Raw genomic sequence first — 22,147 nt, 5'->3', positions numbered from 1 at the left:
AGCGAGCCTGCTCGCGATGAGGCCATTACAGCCACCAGTGATGGTGACTGTAATACCGCTATCGCGAGCAGGCTCGCTCCCACATTGGATCGGGGTTGGCCACGGATCTGTGGCCAACCTTTAAGCCGCTTCCGGCGCCTGCTGGGCGCGACGCACATCCGGTTGTTTCCAGGAGTCGGCGGCGCTTTCTTCGATCGCCTGCTGGATCGCACGCTTGCGCGCTTCTTCGGCACGACGGCTGAAGAACCAGACCAGGAAGGTCATCAGCGATACCGCCAGCAGAATCAGGCTGGCCACGGCGTTGATCTCGGGTTTAACCCCCAGACGTACCGCTGAGAACACTTCCATCGGCAGGGTCGTGGAACCCGGGCCAGACACGAAGCTCGCCAATACCAGGTCATCCAGCGAAAGGGCAAACGACATCATGCCGCCCGCACCCAGCGATGGCGCGATCATCGGGATGGTGATCAGGAAGAACACCTTCCACGGCCGCGCACCCAAATCCATGGCCGCCTCTTCGATGGACAGGTCCAGCTCACGCAAGCGCGCCGACACCACCACCGCCACATACGCCGCACAGAACGTGGTGTGGGCGATCCAGATGGTGACGATGCCACGTTCCTGTGGCCAGCCGATCATCTGCGCCATGGCCACGAACAGCAGCAACAGCGACAGACCGGTGATCACTTCGGGCATCACCAGCGGCGCGGTGACCAGGCCACCGAACAGCGTACGACCCTTGAAGTGGGTAATGCGCGTCAGTACGAACGCCGCCAATGTACCCAATGCCACCGCCGCCACCGCCGTGTAGCAGGCGATTTCCAGCGAGCGCACCACCGAGCCCATTAGCTGCGTATTGTCCATCAAGCCGACGTACCACTTGATCGACCAGCCGCCCCACACCGTCACCAGTTTCGAGGCGTTGAACGAGTAGATCACCAGGATCAGCATCGGCGCGTAGATGAACAGCAAGCCCGCGATCAGCATGAAACTCGAGAAACGGAAGCGCTTCATTCTTTACCCTCCATTTCCTTGGCCTGACTGCGGTTGAACAGGATGATCGGCACAATCAGGATCGCCAGCATCACTACCGCCAGGGCAGACGCCACCGGCCAGTCACGGTTGTTGAAGAACTCTTGCCAGAGCACTTTACCGATCATCAGGGTTTCCGGACCGCCAAGCAGTTCCGGGATCACGAACTCGCCCACCACCGGAATGAACACCAGCATGCAGCCGGCGACGATGCCGTTTTTCGACAGCGGAATAGTGATCTTCCAGAAGCTGTTGAACGTGCTCGAACCCAGGTCTGATGCAGCTTCCAGCAGACTGTTGTCGTGCTTCACCAGGTTGGCGTACAGCGGCAGAATCATGAACGGCAGGTACGAATACACCACGCCGATATACACAGCCAGGTTGGTGTTGAGGATTTGCAGGGGCTCGTCGATCCAGCCCATGGTCATCAGGAAACCGTTGAGCAGGCCGTTGTTGCTGAGGATGCCCATCCACGCGTAAACGCGGATCAGGATCGCGGTCCAGGTCGGCATCATGATCAGCAGCACCAGCACCGTTTGCAGCTCTTTACGGGCACTGGCAATGGCGTAGGCCATCGGGTAACCGATCAGCAGACAGAGGACGGTGCTGATCAGCGCCATCTTCAGCGAGCCAAGGTAGGCAGCGATGTACAACTCGTCGCCGGCCAGCATCGCGTAGTTGCCCAGATTCAACAGTACCTGGAGCTTCTGGTCGATGAAGCTGTAGATCTCGGTGTACGGCGGAATGGCCACGTCGGCTTCGGCGAAGCTGATCTTCAGGACGATAAAGAACGGCAACATGAAAAACAGGAACAGCCAGATGAACGGAACCCCGATGACCAGTTGGCGGCCACCGGGAATTATTCGATTGAGGCGGCGTTTGAATTTGCGCATGTTCATGAGCGAAGTACCACGCCGCTGTCGTCTTCCCACCACACGTAAACCTGGTCACCCCAGGTTGGACGCTGGCCACGGCGTTCGGCGTTGGCGACGAAGGACTGGACGATTTTGCCGCTCGGCAGTTCAACGTAGAACACCGAGTGACCGCCGAGGTAGGCGATGTCGTGCACCTTGCCGCTGGACCAGTTGTATTCGCAGGTCGGCATGGTCGGCGTCACCAGCAGTTTTTCCGGACGGATCGCGTAGGTCACGGATTTGTCCTGCACCGAGGTGCTGATGCCGTGGCCCACGTAGATCTGGCGATCCAGGTCCTTGCAGGTGATGGTCGCGTGGCCTTCGGCGTCGTCGATCACTTCACCGTCGAAGATGTTGACGTTGCCGATAAATTCGCAGACCAGGCGGCTGGTCGGGGTTTCGTAGATGTCGATCGGGCTGCCGATCTGGGCGATCCAGCCCAGGTGCATGATCGCGATGCGTTCGGCCATGGTCATGGCCTCTTCCTGGTCGTGGGTCACCATGACGCAGGTTACGCCGACGCGCTCGATGATCTCGACCAGCTCCAGCTGCATTTGCGAACGCAGCTTCTTGTCCAGCGCACCCATCGGTTCGTCGAGCAGCAACAGCTTCGGCCGTTTGGCCAGCGAACGCGCCAGGGCCACACGCTGACGCTGGCCGCCGGACAACTGATGCGGCTTGCGCTTGGCGTACTGGGTCATCTGCACCAGCTTGAGCATGTCCGCCACACGCGCATCGACTTCAGCCGCGGGCAGCTTGTCCTGCTTGAGACCGAAAGCGATGTTCTGCGCCACGGTCATGTGCGGGAACAAGGCATAGGACTGGAACATCATGTTGATCGGCCGCTCGTACGGCGGCATGTCGGTGATGTCTACGCCATCGAGGAAAATGCGCCCCTCCGTGGGCCGTTCGAAGCCTGCGAGCATGCGCAGCAACGTGGATTTGCCCGATCCCGAACCGCCGAGCAGGGCGAAAATTTCGCCTTTCTTGATTTCCAGGGACACATCGTCCACGGCAATCGTCTCGTCGAACTTCTTCGTGACCCGGTCGATTTTGACCAACACCTGTTTAGGTGTCTGGTCGCCCTCGAGGGCTTTCTTATAGGCGCCGGAGGCAACTGCCATTTACGAAACTCCCAGAAAAAAAGAGTGCAGTTCGCTCAAGGTGAGCCAACCTTGGATAGTTTGAGCCTTGTCGCTATTTACCCGACTTGACCTTGGTCCAGCTGCGGGTCATCAAACGTTGAATGTTTGGTGGTAACTCGACGGACACGTAAGTCTTGTCGAGGACGGCTTGCGGTGGATAAACCGACTCGTCGGTGCGGATGGACTGTTCCATCAATTTGTCCGACCCAGGGTTGGGGTTCGCATAGCCAACAGAATCACTGACCTGTGCGATCACCTCGGGTTTCAACAGATAGTTGATGAAGGCGTGGGCCTCTTTGACGTTGGCCGCATCCTTGGGGATCGCCAGCATGTCGAACCAGAGCGCGCCGCCCTCTTTCGGAATCGAGTAGGCGATGTTCATGCCCTTGCCGGCTTCTTCCGCACGGGCCTTGGCCTGGAACATGTCGCCGGAGAAACCGATGGCAATGCAGATGTCGCCGTTGGCGAGGTCCGCGATGTATTTGGAGGAGTGGAAATAGGTTACGTACGGACGCACCGCGAGCAACTTGGCCGTGGCCTTTTCGTAGTCCTTGGGATCTGTGCTGTTGGCGTTGAGGCCCATGTAGTTGAGGACAGTAGGCATCATTTCATCGGCGGAATCGAGGAATGCGACGCCGCAAGCGTGCAGTTTCTTGATGTTCTCCGGTTCGAATACCGCGCTCCAGGAATCGATCTTGTCGACACCCAGCACTTCCTTGATTTTGTCGACGTTGTAGCCGATGCCGTTGGTGCCCCACAGGTATGGCACGGCGTACTGGTTACCCGGATCGTTTTGCTCAAGACGCTTGAGCAGCACCGGATCGAGGTTGGAATAATTGGTCAGTAACTTCTTGTCGAGCTTCTGGAACGCGCCCGCCTTGATCTGCTTGCCGAGGAAGTGGTTGGACGGCACGACCACGTCGTAACCGGTACGCCCGGCCAGCAACTTGCCTTCCAGGGTTTCGTTGGAGTCGAAGACGTCGTAGACCGGTTTAATGCCGGTCTCTTTCTGGAAGTCGGCCAGGGTGGTCGCACCGATGTAGTCCGACCAGTTATAAATATGCACAGTGCCGGCGGCCTGGACACTGACAGCGAGTGTCAGCCCGGCTCCGGCGAGCAATGCATTGCGCAACAAAGAAAAAATAGGCAAGTGGAGGTCCTCTAAAATTAGTTGGGCCCAAGTTGCCCCGCGTTACATGACAGGCATGGCTGCCCAGCAACAAAACCGGCGCGCAACTTACCCTCGAAAAACCGTTCCAGCAAAACTTTCTGTCATTTAATTACGCCTGTTGCCGTCACCGCGCAGGCGACGGCAACAGGTTGTTGCCTCAAACCGGCTTATTTACCCGATTTGATCTTGGTCCAGCTGCGGGTCATGATCCGCTGGGTCGCGGCCGGCAAGTCGGCAATCGCGTACAGCTTGGCCAGCACGTCCGCCGGCGGGTAGATGCCCGGGTCGGCGGTGATTTCTTTATCGACCAATGCGGTGGCTGCCTGGTTTCCGTTCGGGAAGCGTACGGCGTTGGTGATTTCAGCCATGATTTCCGGCTTCTGCAGGAAGGTCATGAACTTGTAGGCGCCTTCGACGTTTTCGGCATCTTTAGGGATGGCAACCATGTCGTAGAAGCTGCCGGCACCTTCTTTCGGAATGTTGTAGCTGACTTTCACCTTGTCACCGGCTTCAGCCGCGCGGGACTTGGCCTGGTAGATGTCACCCGAGTAACCCACGGCGACGCAGATGTTGCCGTTGGCCAGGTCGGAGATGTACTTGGACGAGTGGAAGTAGCCCACCGAAGGACGAATCTTCAGGAACAGTGCTTCGGCTTCGGCCAGTTGTTTTTTGTCCTGGCTGTCGGTTGGATAGCCCAGGTAGTGCAACGCCACCGGAATCATCTCGGTTGGCGAATCGAGGAAACTGATACCGCACGACTTCAACTTGGCGGCGTTTTCAGGTTTGAACAGCAGGTCCCAGGAATTGGTCGGCGCATCGGCACCCAGTGCAGCCTTGACCTTCTCGGCGTTGAAGCCAATACCGATCGAACCCCACATGTACGGGAAAGCATGTTCGTTGCCCGGGTCGCTCACAGACACCGCTTTAAGCAGGTCAGTGTTCAGGTTTTTCCAGTTAGGCAGCTTGGACTTGTCCAGCTTCTGGTAAACGCCGGCCTTGATCTGCTTGGCCAGGAAGTTGTTCGACGGCACGACGATGTCGTAGCCGGACTTGCCTGCCAGCAACTTGGCTTCCAGTGTTTCGTTACTGTCGAATACGTCGTAGACAACCTTGATGCCCGACTCGGTTTCGAACTTCTTGATGGTGTCCGGAGCGATGTAGTCGGACCAGTTATAGACGTGCAACACCTTGTCGTCCGCCTGAACCGCACTCGCCATAATGCCCATCAGGGACAGGGCGAGGAGTGTCTTGCCAGCAAGCTTTTTTCCTAATGCCTTCATGCGTAATGCTCCAAATTTTTCTTTTTTGAACCACTTTGTTCAGCGGCCGAACCCGGACAACTGGAACCGCGGCTAGTCTGGCAAGATCCGAGGCGGTCTTTCAAGGAAAGGCCACCCTTTAGAACTGCTCTGAGCGAAAGTTTCATGACTCCCGCCCAGAGCCTAGCACTTAGCCCTGCAACGCACTCAGGGTCAGGTCCAGGCACTTGCGTGCCTTTGTTACCAGCTCATCGATTTCGGCCTTGGTGATCACCAGCGGCGGAGCAATGATCATGGTGTCCCCCACGGCACGCATGATCAGGCCGTTGTCGAAGCAGAACGTGCGGCAGATCATGCCGACGCCCTTGCCTTCATAACGCTTGCGAGTGGCCTTGTCCTGAACCAGTTCAATGGCGCCCAACAGACCGACCCCGCGCACTTCCCCCACCAACGGGTGATCGTTCAGTTCCCGCAAGCGTTTCTGCAAATACGGTGCCGTTTCTGCACTCACGCGCTCGATAATTTTCTCTTCGCGCAGGATGCGGATGTTTTCCAGCGCCACCGCAGCGGCCACCGGGTGCCCGGAATACGTGAAGCCGTGGTTGAAGTCGCCGCCTTCGTTGAGCACGGCAACCACTTCGTCACGCACGATCAGGCCACCCATCGGGATGTAGCCGGACGTCAGGCCTTTGGCGATGGTCATCATGTCGGGCTTGAGGCCATAGAAATCGGTACCGAACCACTCACCGGTGCGACCGAAACCACAGATCACTTCGTCCGCCACGAACAGGATGTCGTACTTGGCGAGGATTTCCTTGATGCGCGGCCAGTAGGTGTCTGGCGGAATGATCACGCCGCCGGCGCCCTGGATCGGCTCGGCAATAAAGGCACCGACGTTGTCCACGCCGATTTCCAGAATCTTCTCTTCCAGCTGATTGGCCGCCCACACACCGAATTCTTCCGGTGTCATGTCGCCGCCTTCACTGAACCAGTACGGCTGGGCGATGTGGACGATGCCCGGGATCGGCAAGTCGCCTTGTTCGTGCATGTAGGTCATGCCGCCCAGGCTCGCGCCGGCCACGGTGGAACCGTGATAGCCGTTCTTGCGACTGATGATGACTTTCTTCTTCGGCTGGCCCTTGATTGCCCAATAGTGGCGGACCATCCGCAGCATGGTGTCGTTGCCTTCCGAACCGGAACCAGTGAAGAACACATGATTCATGCCCTCTGGCGCGATGTCGGCGATGGCCTTGGCCAGTTCCAGCACCGGCGGGTGAGCGGTCTGGAAGAACAGGTTGTAGTAAGGCAGTTCGCGCATCTGTTTGCTGGCGGCATCGGCCAGTTCATCGCGACCGTAGCCGATCGCTACGCACCACAGGCCGGCCATGCCGTCGAGGATCTTGTTGCCTTCGCTGTCCCAGAGGTAAACGCCCTTGGCGTTGGTGATGATCCGCGGGCCTTTCTCTTTCAGCTGCTTGAAGTCGCTGAACGGGGCCAGGTGGTAATCATTGCTCAGGGTTTGCCATTCACGGGTTTGCGGATTGTTGCTGGTCATACCAATCTCCAAAAAAAATCAGGTGAAAGCGCCGCCCGACAACGACGGCGCCCGGCGCATCAGACGGCGAAGAGCAGGAATTCCCGCTCCCACGAACTGATCACGCGCTTGAAGTTTTCATGCTCGGCCCGCTTGACCGCGACGTAGCCAGTGATGAATTTCTTGCCCAGGTATTTCTCGATAGTCGCGCTGTTTTCCATGCGTTCCAGCGCGTCTTCGATGGTCAGTGGCAGGCGCAGGTTGCGGCGTTCATAGCCACGCCCTACCACCGGCGCACTCGGGTTCAAGCCTTCGACCATGCCGATGTAACCGCAGAGCAGGCTCGCGGCGATCGCCAGGTACGGGTTGGCGTCAGCGCCCGGCAGGCGGTTTTCCACCCGACGGTTCTGCGGCCCGGCATCCGGAACCCGCAGGCCCACGGTGCGGTTCTCTTCGCCCCACTCCACGTTCACCGGTGCCGAGGTGTCCGGCAGGAAGCGGCGGAACGAGTTGACGTTGGGTGCGAACAGCGGCAACAACTCGGGGATCAGCTTCTGCAAGCCACCGATGTGGTGCAGGAACAGCTGACTCATGGTCCCGTCTTCATTGGAGAAGACGTTCTTGCCGGTTTCGATATCAATGATGCTCTGGTGCAAGTGCATCGCGCTGCCCGGCTCGCCGGTCATCGGCTTGGCCATGAAGGTGGCCGCCACGTCATGCTTGAGCGCGGCTTCACGCATGGTGCGCTTGAAGATCAGGATCTGGTCGGCCAAAGACAGGGCATCGCCGTGACGGAAGTTGATTTCCATCTGCGCCGTACCGTCCTCGTGGATCAACGTGTCGAGGTCCAGCTCCTGCAATTCGCACCAGTCGTAGACGTCCTCGAACAGCGGATCGAATTCGTTCGCCGCCTCAATGGAGAACGACTGACGACCGATTTCCGGGCGCCCGGAACGGCCGATCGGCGGTTGCAACGGGTAGTCGGGGTCGTCACTGCGCTTGGTCAGGTAAAACTCCATTTCTGGCGCCACGATGGGCTGCCAGCCTTTGTCGGCATAGAGTTTCAGGACCTTCTTGAGCACGTTGCGCGGCGACAGCTCGATCGGGTTGCCCTGCTTGTCGTAGGTGTCGTGGATCACCTGGGCGGTCGGCTCTATCGACCAAGGCACCAGGTACACCGCGTTCTGGTCAGGACGGCAGATCATGTCGATGTCGGCCGGGTCGAGCAGTTCGTAATAGATGTCGTCTTCGACATAGTCGCCGGTCACGGTCTGCAACAGAACGCTCTCGGGCAGGCGCATGCCTTTTTCGGCGATGAACTTGTTGGTCGGCGAAATCTTGCCCCGGGTGATCCCGGTCAAGTCGGCGATCATGCATTCGACTTCTGTGATCTTGTGGTCTTTCAACCAATCGGTGAGCTGGTCGAGGTTGTGACTCATAAATGCCTCTTAGGCTGAGTTTCCTGACTCTTGGAAGTCAGGCGTTGTTTGACGCATGGGCGTCGCGTGATACAGATTGCCACTGCAATGGCCGCGCGCAAGTACCCACTCGGGTAATGGCGTGGTCAGCGAGAGCGTAGTGGAACGTGCAGAATCATGAGCAGAAGCCGACGCGTTGGTCGGGCTGCCACGGTGAAACGGTTCTATATTGAAAGGAGAGCCAGTAAAGAGAATGTCGCGCAGACCGTCCAGAATATCGGACGGGGACAGCAGATTCGCCGGGGAAGGAAGAGTCGACACCACGCCTTTGGCAACGCTTGCCTTGGCGTGAACGCAACGATCGCCACTGATGTGATAAGCATGCAGACCGATCTGCCTTGAGCAGATGGCGACGCCGATTAACGGCAGGCGAGACATGAAGCACCCCGGTATTATTGCTGTTATGGGTTTGATTCGAGCTTAGCCTTGTTCATTTTTTTACACAACACCCCCGTAAAAAATACAACACGGCCCGCTCAAGCCTGCGGCCGCTAAAGCGCTCAATGGCATAAAAACGCCCCAAACTGCCTCAAAAAAGCCCTACGAGCGCTTTTTTAGGGCAAAAAAGGCCTCGCTTGACTTCGGCATGCCGTTCGGGTTGACTGAAACCCGAAGAGATCAATGATTGATATTTTTAACAACAAAGGTGTTGCATCATGTCGGTACCCCCGCGTGCCGTTCAGCTTAACGAAGCGAACGCGTTCCTTAAGGAACATCCTGAGGTTCTGTACGTTGACCTTCTGATTGCGGATATGAATGGTGTGGTGCGCGGCAAGCGCATTGAACGCACCAGCCTCCACAAGGTTTACGAGAAAGGCATCAACCTGCCGGCCTCTCTATTTGCTCTGGATATCAATGGCTCGACGGTGGAAAGCACCGGCCTGGGCCTGGACATCGGTGATGCTGACCGAATCTGCTATCCAATCCCAGACACCCTGTGCAATGAACCCTGGCAGAAGCGCCCTACTGCGCAACTGTTAATGACCATGCACGAACTCGAAGGCCAGCCGTTCTTTGCCGACCCGCGTGAAGTGCTGGCCAATGTCGTGCGCAAGTTCGACGACATGGGCCTTACCATCTGCGCCGCGTTCGAACTGGAGTTCTACCTGATCGACCAGGAGAACGTGAACGGTCGTCCGCAACCGCCACGCTCGCCGGTGTCCGGCAAACGCCCGCATTCGACTCAGGTGTACCTGATCGACGACCTCGACGAATACGTCGACTGCCTCCAGGACATTCTGGAAGGTGCGAAGGAGCAAGGCATCCCTGCCGATGCAATCGTCAAGGAAAGTGCCCCGGCGCAGTTCGAAGTGAACCTGCACCACGTGGCCGACCCGATCAAGGCCTGCGACTACGCGGTCCTGCTCAAGCGCCTGATCAAGAACATCGCCTACGACCATGAGATGGACACCACCTTCATGGCCAAGCCTTACCCAGGCCAGGCGGGCAACGGTCTGCACGTACACATTTCGATTCTTGATAAAGAAGGCAAAAACATTTTTGCCAGCGAGGATCCCGAGCAGAACGCCGCACTGCGTCACGCGATCGGCGGTGTGCTCGAGACCCTACCGGCGCAGATGGCTTTCCTCTGCCCGAACGTCAACTCCTACCGTCGTTTCGGTGCACAGTTCTACGTGCCGAACTCGCCGTGCTGGGGCCTGGACAACCGTACCGTGGCGATCCGCGTTCCAACCGGTGCCGCCGATGCCGTGCGCATCGAACACCGTGTGGCCGGCGCCGACGCCAACCCGTATCTGTTGATGGCTTCGGTCCTGGCAGGCGTGCATCACGGCCTGACCAACAAGATCGAGCCGGGCGCGCCTGTGGAAGGCAACTCCTACGAGCAGAACGAGCAAAGCCTGCCGAACAACCTGCGCGATGCGTTGCGCGAGCTGGACGACAGCGAAGTCATGGCGAAGTACATCGATCCGAAATACATCGATATCTTCGTGGCCTGTAAGGAAAGCGAGCTGGAGGAGTTTGAACACTCCATCTCCGACCTTGAGTACAACTGGTATCTGCATACCGTGTAAGCGGTTGCAGTAAACAAGAACGCCGCCGACTTTACAGTCAGCGGCGTTTTTTTATGGCCGCCTTCGGCGGATCGCTAGCAGGCTAGCTCCCACAGTTGATCCCCAGTGAACATAAATTCTGTGTACCCCACAGTTGATCTCCAGCGGACATAAATTCTGTGTACCCCACAGTTGATCTCCAGTGGACATAAATTCTGTGTACCCCGCAAATCCCTGTGGGAGCTAGCCTGCTAGCGATGGCGTCCTGGCAGACAACACAGATGCCTGCTCGTACAATGCCCGCTGCCCCGCAGGAGACTCCAATGACGCGCACCGCCACCGTTCGCAAACCCCGCGCCCGCAGCCAGGCCCGGATCGATTCGATACTCGATGCCGCCCGCACGCTGCTGGCCGCCGAGGGCGTGGCCAGTCTGTCGATCTACAGCGTCGCCGAACGCGCGGAGATCCCGCCCTCCTCCGTCTATCACTTTTTCGCCAGCGTCCCGGCCCTGCTCGAAGCCCTGACGGCGGACGTCCACGCCGCGTTCCGCGCCTGCCTGCAAGCGCCTATCGATCACGGCGCCCTCAACAACTGGCGCGACCTGTCGCGAATCGTGGAACAGCGCATGCTCGACATCTACGACGAGGACGCTGCGGCCCGCCAGTTGATCCTTGCCCAGCACGGATTGACTGAAGTCACCCAGGCTGACCGCCAGCACGACATCGAGTTGGGCGACTTGATGCACAAGCTGTTTGATCATCACTTCGAGTTGCCGAAATTGCCGACCGATGTTGATGTGTTTGCGCTGGCGATGGAGCTGGGGGATCGGGTGTATGCGCGTTCGGTGCAGCAGCATGGGCAGATTACGCCGCGCATGGCTGAGGAAGGGATGCGGGTGTTTGATGCGTATCTGGGATTGTATCTGCCGCCTTACCTGCCGAAGCGCGCTCACTCAATCTGACTGCGGCGGCGGTCATGCTGGCCTCATCGCGGGCAAGCCCGCTCCCACAAGGATCTCCAGCGAACACAGATTTTGTGGGTGACAAATCAACCTGTGGGAGCGAGCCTGCTCGCGATGGCCGCACCGTCGTATTTACTGATTTACACGCATAAAAAACCCCGAAGAGTTCACACTTTCCGGGGTTGTGCGCAGTGCACAGCCTCACAACTTGGCGATCGACACCTCGGTGGATTTCACAAACGCGATCACTTCGCTGCCGACCACCAGTTCCAGCTCTTTCACCGAGCGGGTGGTGATCACCGAGGTGACGATGCCGGAAGCGGTCTGAACGTCGATTTCCGACAGCACGTCGCCCAATACGATTTCCTTGATCGAGCCTTTGAACTGGTTACGAACGTTGATGGCCTTGATAGTCATGATGTTGATTCCTGTCGTTGGATAAGGCTTGAGTTATTGAGCCCAACGCAACTGCGTAGGCAAGGGTGAAACAGGTTCCGGTGCCGGCGGTTCGCCGGGTAGCGACAGCACGCGATTGAGCACTTCGGTTTCCAGCGCCGCCAGCCGATGGGAACCGCGGACCCGAGGGCGTGGCAGCTCAACGTGCAGGTCGAGGCCGACTTCGCCCTCTTCGATCAGGATCACCCGATCGGCAATCGCCACCGCTTCACTGACGTCGTGGGTGACCAGCAACACAGTAAAGCCGTGCTTCTGCCAGAGCCGTTCGATCAGTTGCTGCATTTCAATTCGGGTCAGGGCATCCAGTGCGCCCAGCGGTTCGTCCAGCAACAACAACCGCGGTTGATGGATCAGCGCGCGGGCCAGGGCCACGCGTTGCTTCTGGCCACCGGACAAGGCGGCCGGCCACTCATTGGCGCGGTCGGCCAGACCGACCGACTCCAACGCTTCCAGCGCTTGCGGCCGCCAGTTGCCCTTGAGCCCGAGACCGACGTTGTCGATGACCTTTTTCCATGGCAGCAAGCGCGCCTCCTGGAACATCAACCGGGTGTCTTCCCGCGCATCGCTCAGCGGTGCGGAGCCGGCGAGCAACTCACCGCCGGTGGGTTTGTCGAGACCGGCGAGCAACCGCAGCAAGGTACTTTTGCCACAGCCACTGCGACCGACCACAGCGACAAATTGACCGGCCGGAATGTGCAGATCGATCTCTCGCAACACCTGCCGCGAACCAAAGGTCTTTTGCAGCTTGCGCACCACCAGCGGAATCCCGCGCAGCAGGCGTGGAGGTTGTTGAGCGGTCATGCGGCACCTCCTTTGGCAACCTGATACGCCGGATGCCAGCGCAGCCATACACGTTCAAGTCCACGGGCCGCGAGGTCGGCAAGTTTGCCGAGCACGGCGTACATCAGGATCGCCAGCACCACCACGTCCGTCTGCAAAAACTCCCGGGCATTCATCGCCAGGTAGCCAATGCCGGAGCTGGCGGAAATGGTTTCCGCAACGATCAGCGTCAGCCACATGAAGCCCAATGCGAAGCGCACGCCTACCAGAATCGAAGGCAGCGCACCCGGCAGAATCACCTGACGAAACAGGCTGAAACCGGACAAGCCATAACTGCGCGACATTTCTACCAACGCCGGATCGACATTGCGGATGCCGTGGTAGGTGTTGAGATAGATCGGGAACAACGTGCCCAACGCCACCAGGAAAATCTTCGCCGACTCGTCGATGCCGAACCACAGGATCACCAGCGGAATCAGCGCCAGGTGCGGCACGTTGCGGATCATCTGCACCGAACTGTCGAGCAGGCGTTCGCCCCATTTCGACAGGCCGGTGATGAAGCCCAAGGCCAGGCCGATGCTGCCACCGATGGTGAAGCCCAACGCAGCACGCCAGCCGCTGATTGCCAGGTGAGTCCAGATTTCACCGCTGCGCACCAGGCGCACGCCGGCCTCGATGACGGCAATCGGCGCGGGCAGAATCCGTGTCGACAACCAGCCCGCCGACACCGACAACTGCCACACCGCCAGCAGCAACACCGGCAACGCCCAGGGCGCGAGGTTGTGGATAATTCTCTTCATGGCGCGCCTCAGCTCTGCGACGCGGCTTTGGGAAGAATGTCGTTGGCGACCATCTCGCCGAACGGGCTGACAAAGTTCGCGCCTTGAGGCTGTTCCGGACGCTGCACGTCAATGTGCGGGAACAGCAGTTCGGCGACGCGATACGCCTCTTCCAGATGTGGATAACCGGAGAAGATAAACGTGTCGATGCCCAGGTCCGCGTATTCCTTCACGCGAGCAGCCACGGTCGGACCATCGCCTACCAGCGCCGTACCGGCACCGCCACGCACCAGGCCGACACCGGCCCACAGGTTAGGGCTGACTTCCAGGTTGTCGCGACTGCCGCCATGCAGCGCGGCCATGCGTTGCTGGCCGACCGAATCGAAGCGCGACAGCGAAGCCTGGGCACGGGCGATGGTTTCATCGTCCACATGGGAGATCAGCCGATCTGCCGCCGCCCATGCTTCCTCGTTGGTTTCGCGCACGATCACATGCAAGCGAATGCCGAAGCGCACGGTGCGACCGAGCTTCGCGGCTTTGGCGCGTACTTGTGCAATTTTCTCGGCGACGGCCGCCGGTGGTTCGCCCCAGGTCAGGACCATCTCGACCTGTTCGGCGGCCAAATCTTGAGCGGCCTCCGACGAGCCACCGAAATACAACGGCGGACGCGGTTGCTGGATCGGCGGATAGAGCAACTTCGCGCCTTTCACGCTGATGTGCTGACCGTCGTAATCAACGGTTTCGCCTTCCAGCACCCGGCGCCAGATGCGGGTGAATTCCACCGAAGCCTGATAGCGCTCTTCATGGGTCAGGAACAAACCGTCGCCGGCCAATTCATCCGGATCGCCGCCGGTGACCAGGTTGAACAGCGCACGGCCGCCGGACAAGCGATCCAATGTCGCGGCCTGACGCGCGGCCACCGTCGGGGAAATGATCCCAGGGCGCAGCGCGACAAGGAATTTCAAACGCTGGGTCACCGGAATCAGCGACGCCGCCACCAGCCACGAGTCTTCGCACGAACGGCCGGTGGGAATCAACACCCCGCCGAAGCCCAGGCGATCCGCCGCCTGGGCGATTTGTTGCAGGTAGCCGTGGTCGACGGCGCGGGCGCCTTCGGCGGTGCCAAGGTAATGGCCGTCGCCGTGGGTAGGCAGGAACCAGAAAATATTGAGGCTCATGGAGTGGTCTCCTTGGGGAATCGGATTACTGCGCTTTGGCAACGGCTGCCGGTGGCGTCCAGATCACGTCTTTGATGCTCAACTGTTTCGGGATCAGCTTGAGCTGGTAGAAGCTGTCGGCGATTTTCTGTTGGGCGGCAACCACTTCAGGTGTAAGGAACAGTGCGCCGTAGCCCTGGCGTCTCACCGAAGTCAGGGTGATGTCCGCCGGCAGGCCGAGCAGTGGCGAAACCTGTTTGGTCACGTCTTCGGGATTGGCCTTGGACCACTCGCCGACGGCGCGCACTTCTTCCACGAGGGTCTTGATCACCTCAGGATTTTTCTGTGCGTAAGGCTTGGTCGCCAGATAGAACTGGTGGTTGTCGACGATGCCCTGGCCATCGCGCAGGGTGCGCGCTTGCAGTTGCTGTTCGGCGGCAGCCTGGTACGGGTCCCAGATGACCCAGGCATCGACGCTGCCACGTTCGAACGCAGCGCGAGCATCGGCGGGCGGCAGGAAGACGGTCTGGATGTCGGTGTATTTGAGGCCGGCATCTTCCAGTGCGCGCACCAGCAAGTAGTGAACGTTGGAGCCTTTGTTCAGGACGACTTTCTTGCCCTTGAGGTCTGTCACCGATTTGATGGTCGAGTCCTTCGGCACCAGGATCGCTTCGCTGTGTGGCGCGGGCGGTTCGTAGGCGACGTAGAGCAAATCGGCGCCGGCTGCTTGAGCGAATACTGGCGGGGTTTCGCCGGTGACGCCGAAGTCGATGGAGCCGACGTTCAGGCCTTCAAGCAGCTGCGGGCCGCCGGGGAACTCAGTCCATTGCACGTCCACGCCTTGGGCGGCGAGGCGTTTTTCGAGGGTGCCTTTGGCTTTGAGCAGCACCAGGGTGCCGTATTTCTGATAACCGATTCGCAGCGTCTCGGCTTGAGCTTGAGTAATGGCGCCGAAGGTGACAGCCGCTGCAAACAGAGCGACCAGACCACGACGCAAAATGACAGTGCGCATGGCGCTCTCCTTTTTGCAGTTGGGTTTTGGCTGCACCTGCTTGGCCGTTGGCGGCTGAGTAAGGTGGAGTAAAGCTAATCCGGGTGAGGCTTAAATGCTCCAGCGAGCACTCAACAAACGTTCATTCAACAGGTTCGGATCGAGCGGCTTGGGCCGTCGTGCCATGGCGCTGAAAAACAGCTCCAGCGATTCATTCAGTCGTTGTTCCAGCTCCGGCGCCAGCTGCGCCTGGGCGCTGCCTTCGCCGTAAGCGATCTGGCTGTCTACCGCGAAAATCCCGTGCAACATCTCTTGGGCTTTCAGCGCCGACAGCACCGGCTTGAGCGCGTAATCCACCGCCAGCATGTGGGCGATGCTGCCGCCCGTTGCCATGGGCAGAACCACCTTGTGGTCCAACGCGCGCTCAGGCAGCAGGTCCAGCACGGTTTTCAGTGCCCCGGAGAACGACGCCTTGTACACCGGGGTGGCGATCAGCAGGCCATCGGCGTTTTCAATCTGTTGCAGCAGGTCGATCACCTTCGGGCTGTCGAAGCGTGCATGCAGCAAGTCTTCGGCAGGGAAGTCCCGCACCTGGTAACTCACCACTTCCACACCTTGCTCCTGCAACCAGCGTTGGGAGCGCTCAAGCAGCACTCCGGAACGGGAGCGTTGGCTGGGACTGCCACCGAGTGAGACGACCAGCATTCAGAGGATTCCTTGAACGGTGTTGGCGATTCGCGGTTTGCGATCTCGCTTCGATGGAAGTGACCTTAACAGGTGATTGTTATATCTATAAATCATATTTATTCATTTGGTTATGCGCTTTGGAGATATAAGAAAACCCGTTCTACAGGCGAAAAAAAAGGCCGTCGAAACGGCCTGAAATCCCCTGCTTTATGGATTCTGTAGTGCCTGTCAGTCCGCCATCGCCAGCAGGCAAGCTCCCACAGTTGACCGCATTCCATTGTGGGAGCGAGCCTGCTCGCGATGACGGCATCAGCCACACCGCAATTGACGGTTATCGGTTGGGTTGCGGCGTCAGGCGCAGGTACGGCTTCACCGCGCGATAGCCCTTGGGAAAGCGTTTCCTGATTTCGTCTTCATCCTTGAGCGACGGCACGATCACCACTTCATCACCGTCCTGCCAGTTGGCCGGGGTGGCCACTTTGTAGTTGTCGGTGAGTTGCAGCGAATCGATTACCCGCAGGATCTCGTGGAAATTGCGCCCGGTACTCGCCGGGTAAGTGATGGTCAGCCGCACCTTTTTGTTCGGGTCGATCACGAACAGCGAGCGCACCGTCAGGGTGTCGTTGGCGTTCGGGTGGATCAGGTCATAGAGGTCGGAGACCTTGCGGTCCGCGTCGGCCAGGATCGGGAAGTTGACGACGGCGTTCTGGGTTTCATTGATGTCCTCGATCCACTTGTGGTGCGAGTCCACAGGGTCCACGGACAGGGCAATGGCCTTGACGCCGCGGTTGGCAAATTCATCCTTGAGCTTTGCCGTGAAGCCCAACTCGGTGGTGCACACCGGCGTGAAGTCCGCCGGATGGGAAAACAGCACGCCCCAGCTATCGCCCAGCCATTCGTGGAAACGGATGGTGCCGGCGCTGGAATCCTGTTCAAAGTCGGGGGCGATATCGCCCAGTCTGAGGCTCATGGTGCTGCTCCTGGTGAATGCTGGTTGAGCTCAACTGTGCCTGCGTTCCTTATAGATTAAAAAGAATAAATATCGATTTGTTTAGATCGTAAACGAATATTAAATATCTGTTCACTGGACCTTCATGAGCATCAGGAAGAACATCGCCGACAAGGTTCGAGAAGGCCTTGAGTTGCTGCAAAGAGGGAAATATTCAAGGCGGGATTACGGGGGTGACTCCGCCTTGAAAACGCAAAAGCCCCGCCCGGCGAGATGCCGGGCGGGGCTTTTTTTTACATCGATCAGCCACTGTGGGAGCGAGCAGGCTCGCTCCCACACGCTATTACAACAGCGGAATCGAGTAGCTGAGGATCAGGCGGTTTTCATCCTGGGAGCGAACGCCCGGGATGTTGGTGCGCCAGGTAGCGTTTTTCCACATGAAGCCAACGTTCTTCAACGGGCCTTCCGGTACGACGTAACCGACAGTCAGGTCGCGTTCCCACTCGGAAGCGTTGTTAGCCGCCTGTGCACCACGGGCGCCAACGGTATCGATGTCATCACCACGCAGGTAAACCATGCCCGCGGTCAGGCCTGGAACGCCGACTTTGGCGAAGTCAAACGAGTAGCGTGCTTGCCAAGTGCGCTCGCCGGCACGGCCGAACTTCTGGATTTGCATGTCAGTGATGGTGTAGTTCGACGAACCGTCGCCCTGGTTCAACCAAGGGAAGTCGCTGCTGCCGTTGCTGACCTGATAACCGCCACCAAAGGTGTGACCGGCAACGGTGTACAGGAACAGGCCGCTGTACAGATTGTTGTCGACCTGGCCCTTACCGCTTGGCACGCCGCTGTAGTTACCGTTACTGAAGTAAGCAGCGGTGTTGGAGTTGGCACCGTCATCCGAGCTGTTGAAATAACGCAGGTCAGATTTCAGAACGCCCGGGCCGATAGCCCAGTTGTGAACCAGACCCAGGAAGTGTTGCTTGTAGAAATCTTCCAGATTGCCGTAGTAGTACTGGGCAGTCAGGTCTTTGGTGATTTTGTAGTCACCGCCGGCGTAGATGAACTTGTTGCTGTTGGCGATACGCGGGTTTGCACCACCGATCGACAATTGCTCGTTGTTGCTGGAGTTACGACCTTTCACGTGCTCAATCTGACCACCGACCAGAGTCAGGTCCTTGATCTCGCCGGAAGTGATCTGGCCACCCTGCCAGGTCTGTGGCAACAGACGACCGTCGTTGGTGACGATCACCGGGTTTTTTGGCTGCAGAGTACCCAGCTTCAATTCAGTCTGGGAGATCTTGGCTTTGGCAGTCAGGCCCAGGCTGGAGAAGTTATCAACCGCTTCGCCGTTCGACTTGCTTGGGAACACAGTGCCGCCATAAGCCGCGCCGTTCGCTGCACCGTTGGTGCCGCCGCCCGAATCCAGACGCACGCCCAGCAGGCCGATCGCATCAACGCCGAAGCCGACAGTGCCTTGGGTGTAACCGGAGATGAAGCGCAGATCGAAGCCTTGGCCCCATTCTTCGTTCTTGTTCGCGCCCGGACCATCACGGTTATCGGTGTTGATGTAGAAGTTACGCAGACCCAGAGTGGCCTTGCTGTCTTCGATGAAACCGGCGGCGCCTGCCTGCTGCGCCAAAACCCCTACGGCCACAGCCAGGGCCAAGGTGGACTTGTTCATTTGTTTCGCTCCTATCGTTTCTAATTTTTTATGTTTCTGGTCCTGGGTCGTACGCCCTGGATCCTGAAAAGCGCGGTTAGCGCCAGACCGCATGTCAACCTGACCACGCGTGTCTACGTCGCGGTTCTACCCGCCTTGAAATTGGGCCCGCATGGTAAAACCGAAAAATATTTATTTCATTATTTTTCATGCCATTTCGATATATAGCTTCGTGCTACTACTCGCGCCGGGACACAGGGTATCGGCGCGCAGGCCAGCCACTTTAGGCGTTTACGCTAAAAGCTAAAAAGAATAATAAATTCCTATCTAAGCTCGAATTGGAATATTGAAAAATGAACAAAAAAAGCCTCGCCAGCAGGCGAGGCTTTTGAGGTTTCGAGTTACAGGAACTGGTAGGTGTAGTTGAAGATCAGACGGGTCTGGTCTTGGGCAGAAATGTTGGTATCACCACGGTATGTGCCGTGACGCAGCGTCGTGCCAAACCCTTTGAGTGCACCGGTCTGAATCACGTAATCCACGCGCAGATCGCGTTCCCACTCGGTCTGGTCTTTGCCGACACCCGTAGGAGTCTTGATGTTTTCGCCACGCAGGTAGGCGGCCGAGGCTTTCAGGCCCGGAACACCCAGAGAGGCGAAGTCATAGGTGTACTGGCCGAAGGTGGTGTTTTCACCGGCACGGACAAAGCCGTTAACCATGGCGTCGGTGAACAGGTAGAAACTCGTGCCACCGGCCCCTTCGTTGCGACCATTACCATCGACCACGTTGCCCTGGTTCAGATAAACGAAGCCACCGTCATCACTGACACGCTGATGGCCGAGCAGGAAGGCGTTGGCACCCAGGGTATAGGTGAACATGGCGCTCCAGGTCTTGTTATCGACCTCGCCCGGGTTCTTGGCGAAACCACCGTTGTTATTGAACCGATAGCCTGCATCGCCGTTCTTGCCGTCGGAGCTGCTGTCGAAGTAACGCAGGTCAGTCTTGAAGGACTGATTGGCGCTGATCGGGAAGACGTGCACCAGGCCGAAGAAGTTCTGCTTGTAGTAGTCTTCCAGATTCGCGTGGTAGTACTGCAGGGTCAGGTCTTTGGTGACCTTCCAGTCAGCACCGGCGTACTGGAATTTGTTGCTTTCCTCGGTACCGCCCGCCACAGCCAGACCGGTAGTGTTTGACGAAGCGCGACCCTCGGCGTGCTCGAGCTGGCCGACGTTGAAGGTCACGTTGTCGATTTCCTTCGAGGTGATCGTGCCACCTTCAAAGGTCTGGGGCAGCAGACGGCTGTCGTTAGCGACCAGAATCGGCATGTTCGGTTGCAGAGCACCACCCAGGTGAGCCTCGGTCTTCGAGAAGCGCGCCTTGACGTTGCCCGCTACGCGGCTCCATGGATCCGAGGCGGAACCATCGGAATCGCTTGGGAAGAATGTGTTGTTGTCCGGGTGATGACCACGGCCACCGTCCAGGTGGATGCCAACGAGGGCCTGGGCGTCGAAACCGAATCCAACAGTGCCTTGCGTGAAACCGGACAGGAAATCGAACTTGAGACCTTCAGCAGTTTCTCTTTGGTCGTTTGCTGTCCCTTCGCGGGTGTCCGCGTTGTAATACATGGTTCGGGAACTGACGGAAGCCTTGCTGTCTTCGATGAAACCCGCGGCGCCTGCCTGCTGCGCCATTACCCCTACGGCCACGGCCAGGGCCAAGGTGGACTTGTTCATTGTTTAGCTCCTCTCGTTTCTAATTCTTGTGTTCCTGGCCCTGGGTCGAACGCCCCGGATCCTAAGATTCGCGATTAGCGCCAGACCGTGACCCACAAGTCAATCGTAACTATGTGTGTCTACGACCATGGTCTAATCCCCTGTTTTTTGGTCCTTGCGGGGTCATGAGATCGTCATAAACCAAAAAAGAATTGGTCAGTTCTTTTTTCATACCTTTTAGGAATAGCGCTCAACCCAATCGTCGTCCCGTGCCAGAGCGGTCGACTCATAAGCTAATTCCTAAAAGGTATTTGTTAGCTGTTTTTTAGATCGATTAGCTTTGACGCAATTCGGACACAACCCCCTACCGAAAGGCGACGCCATGACGATCAAACGCGCACTATCCGGACCAATTGTTACAGTTTGTGTATCGCTATTATTTTCGCTCAGCGCCCAGGCAGCGAACCTCACCGTCGGCTATCAAACCGGCATCGACCCGAGCAAAGTCCCCCAGGCCGACGGTGTTTACGAAAAGACCATTGGCGAGAAAATCGACTGGCGTCGTTTCAACAGCGGCCCGGAAGTGGTGACCGCCATTGCCTCCGGCGACGTGCAGATCGGCAACCTCGGCTCAAGCCCGCTGGCAGCGGCCGCTTCGCGCAACCTGCCGATCGTGGCGTTCATTGTTTCCGCACAGATCAACGCCGCCGAAGCACTGGTGGTGCGCAACGGCAGCGGCATTGATAAACCGGAAGATCTGATCGGCAAGACCATCGCCACACCCTTCGTTTCAACCTCCCACTACAGCCTGCTCGGCGCGCTGAAGCACTGGGGCCTGGATGCCTCGAAAGTCAAAGTGGTCAACTTGCAACCGGCAGAAATCGCTGCCGCGTGGAAGCGTGGTGACATCGATGGCGCGTTTGTCTGGTCACCCGCGCTTGGGGAGATTCGCAAGACCGGCAAGACGTTGACCGACGCAGCACAAGTGGGTCAGTGGGGCGCGCCGACGTTCGAAGTATGGGTTGCGCGTAAGGATTACGCCGAGAAGCACCCGGACGTGGTGGCGAAATTCGCCAAGGTCACCCTGGACTCGTTCGCCGACTATGCCGCGCATAAAGACAGCTGGACCGCTGACTCGGTGCCGGTGCAGAAAATCGCCAAATTGACCGGTGCCAATGCGGCTGACGTGCCGGAGTTGCTGGCCGGCTCAGCGTTCCCGGATGCCAAGGCCCAACAGACCACCGCGCTGCTGGACGGCGGCACGGCCAAGGCGATTGGCGAGACGGCGAAGTTCTTGAAGGAGCAAGGAAAGGTGGAGACAGTGCTGCCGGATTATTCGGCGTATGTCAGTTCGAAATTCGTGCAGGAATAAACGCAAAACACTGTGGCGAGGGGATTTATCGAAACGTCGCACCGCCCCGTTGGGCTGCGAAGCGGCCCCAAAAGATGGGACTGCTTCGCAGCCCAACGGG

19 protein-coding genes and 1 pseudogene are annotated in these 22,147 nt (G+C 58.4%); 3 read left to right on the top strand and 17 right to left on the bottom strand.

Going from position 1 to position 22,147, the window contains the following annotated elements; translation table 11 throughout:
- Positions 1-120 precede the first annotated feature (120 nt).
- From ACRC4F_RS27650 to ACRC4F_RS27615, 8 genes and pseudogenes are all read right to left on the bottom strand, one after another.
- Positions 121-1,014 (bottom strand): ABC transporter permease subunit, encoded by an 894-nt coding sequence (locus ACRC4F_RS27650; protein ID WP_010466694.1) that lies wholly within the window; start codon positions 1,012-1,014, stop codon positions 121-123.
- Complete coding sequence (locus ACRC4F_RS27645) at positions 1,011-1,892, bottom strand: ABC transporter permease subunit (RefSeq protein ID WP_438662210.1); 882 nt, start codon at positions 1,890-1,892, stop codon at positions 1,011-1,013. The genes ACRC4F_RS27650 and ACRC4F_RS27645 overlap by 4 nt, the downstream gene beginning before the upstream one ends.
- A 35-nt stretch (positions 1,893-1,927) precedes the next feature.
- Positions 1,928-3,070, bottom strand: a complete 1,143-nt coding sequence (locus ACRC4F_RS27640) for an ABC transporter ATP-binding protein (RefSeq protein WP_438662209.1) — start codon at positions 3,068-3,070, stop codon at positions 1,928-1,930.
- A gap of 73 nt (positions 3,071-3,143) precedes the next feature.
- Positions 3,144-4,241, bottom strand: coding sequence for a polyamine ABC transporter substrate-binding protein (locus ACRC4F_RS27635; RefSeq protein ID WP_438662208.1), 1,098 nt, complete (start codon positions 4,239-4,241; stop codon positions 3,144-3,146).
- 188 nt (positions 4,242-4,429) lie between these two features.
- Complete coding sequence (locus tag ACRC4F_RS27630) at positions 4,430-5,542, bottom strand: polyamine ABC transporter substrate-binding protein (protein ID WP_438662207.1); 1,113 nt, start codon at positions 5,540-5,542, stop codon at positions 4,430-4,432.
- 169 nt (positions 5,543-5,711) lie between these two features.
- Positions 5,712-7,076: an aspartate aminotransferase family protein gene (locus ACRC4F_RS27625; RefSeq protein ID WP_438662206.1), complete on the bottom strand. Its 1,365-nt coding sequence runs from the start codon at positions 7,074-7,076 to the stop codon at positions 5,712-5,714.
- A 59-nt stretch (positions 7,077-7,135) separates the two neighbouring features.
- Positions 7,136-8,494, bottom strand: coding sequence for a glutamine synthetase family protein (locus ACRC4F_RS27620; RefSeq protein ID WP_253433452.1), 1,359 nt, complete (start codon positions 8,492-8,494; stop codon positions 7,136-7,138).
- Between the two features lie 90 nt (positions 8,495-8,584).
- Positions 8,585-8,911, bottom strand: a pseudogene (locus ACRC4F_RS27615) (gamma-glutamyl-gamma-aminobutyrate hydrolase family protein); the annotation flags it as partial.
- A 278-nt stretch (positions 8,912-9,189) separates the two neighbouring features.
- Between ACRC4F_RS27615 and ACRC4F_RS27610 the strand changes: the two are divergent.
- Entirely contained in the window at positions 9,190-10,566 is a 1,377-nt protein-coding gene (locus ACRC4F_RS27610; RefSeq protein WP_438662205.1) for a glutamine synthetase family protein, read from the top strand.
- Positions 10,567-10,868: 302 nt separating this feature from the next.
- On the top strand, positions 10,869-11,507 hold the full coding sequence (locus tag ACRC4F_RS27605; RefSeq protein ID WP_438662204.1) for a TetR/AcrR family transcriptional regulator: 639 nt from the start codon (positions 10,869-10,871) through the stop codon (positions 11,505-11,507).
- 201 nt (positions 11,508-11,708) lie between these two features.
- Here ACRC4F_RS27605 and ACRC4F_RS27600 read toward each other — a convergent pair whose 3' ends face one another.
- The 9 genes from ACRC4F_RS27600 to ACRC4F_RS27560 all read right to left on the bottom strand — a co-directional run bounded on the left by ACRC4F_RS27600 (position 11,709) and on the right by ACRC4F_RS27560 (position 20,696).
- Positions 11,709-11,924: a TOBE domain-containing protein gene (locus tag ACRC4F_RS27600; protein WP_003229256.1), complete on the bottom strand. Its 216-nt coding sequence runs from the start codon at positions 11,922-11,924 to the stop codon at positions 11,709-11,711.
- 33 nt (positions 11,925-11,957) lie between these two features.
- Positions 11,958-12,764: an aliphatic sulfonates ABC transporter ATP-binding protein gene (ssuB, locus tag ACRC4F_RS27595; RefSeq protein ID WP_438662203.1), complete on the bottom strand. Its 807-nt coding sequence runs from the start codon at positions 12,762-12,764 to the stop codon at positions 11,958-11,960.
- Positions 12,761-13,543, bottom strand: coding sequence for an aliphatic sulfonate ABC transporter permease SsuC (ssuC, locus tag ACRC4F_RS27590; protein WP_438662202.1), 783 nt, complete (start codon positions 13,541-13,543; stop codon positions 12,761-12,763). Before ssuC ends, ssuB begins: the two co-directional genes overlap by 4 nt.
- Positions 13,544-13,551: 8 nt before the next feature.
- Positions 13,552-14,700: an FMNH2-dependent alkanesulfonate monooxygenase gene (gene ssuD / locus ACRC4F_RS27585; protein ID WP_438662201.1), complete on the bottom strand. Its 1,149-nt coding sequence runs from the start codon at positions 14,698-14,700 to the stop codon at positions 13,552-13,554.
- A 25-nt stretch (positions 14,701-14,725) separates the two neighbouring features.
- Positions 14,726-15,691, bottom strand: a complete 966-nt coding sequence (locus tag ACRC4F_RS27580) for a sulfonate ABC transporter substrate-binding protein (RefSeq protein WP_438662200.1) — start codon at positions 15,689-15,691, stop codon at positions 14,726-14,728.
- Between the two features lie 90 nt (positions 15,692-15,781).
- Positions 15,782-16,375, bottom strand: coding sequence for an NADPH-dependent FMN reductase (gene ssuE, locus ACRC4F_RS27575; RefSeq protein ID WP_403107610.1), 594 nt, complete (start codon positions 16,373-16,375; stop codon positions 15,782-15,784).
- 313 nt (positions 16,376-16,688) lie between these two features.
- The gene (locus ACRC4F_RS27570; protein WP_438662199.1) at positions 16,689-17,327 is read right to left on the bottom strand and encodes a peroxiredoxin; all 639 of its coding nucleotides are present in this window, start codon (positions 17,325-17,327) and stop codon (positions 16,689-16,691) included.
- Between the two features lie 322 nt (positions 17,328-17,649).
- Positions 17,650-18,987: an OprD family porin gene (locus ACRC4F_RS27565; protein WP_403107614.1), complete on the bottom strand. Its 1,338-nt coding sequence runs from the start codon at positions 18,985-18,987 to the stop codon at positions 17,650-17,652.
- A gap of 380 nt (positions 18,988-19,367) precedes the next feature.
- On the bottom strand, positions 19,368-20,696 hold the full coding sequence (locus ACRC4F_RS27560; protein WP_438662198.1) for an OprD family porin: 1,329 nt from the start codon (positions 20,694-20,696) through the stop codon (positions 19,368-19,370).
- Between the two features lie 361 nt (positions 20,697-21,057).
- Between ACRC4F_RS27560 and tauA the strand changes: the two genes are divergently transcribed.
- On the top strand, positions 21,058-22,047 hold the full coding sequence (gene tauA / locus ACRC4F_RS27555) for a taurine ABC transporter substrate-binding protein (protein WP_438662197.1): 990 nt from the start codon (positions 21,058-21,060) through the stop codon (positions 22,045-22,047).
- Positions 22,048-22,147 lie beyond the last annotated feature (100 nt).

The sequence above is a fragment of the Pseudomonas sp. genome (assembly GCF_051660785.1).
In the GTDB taxonomy this organism is placed as follows: Bacteria; Pseudomonadota; Gammaproteobacteria; order Pseudomonadales; family Pseudomonadaceae; genus Aquipseudomonas.
The sequence above is the reverse complement of the archived record's forward strand: the minus strand, read 5'-3'. Positions and strand labels throughout refer to the sequence as shown.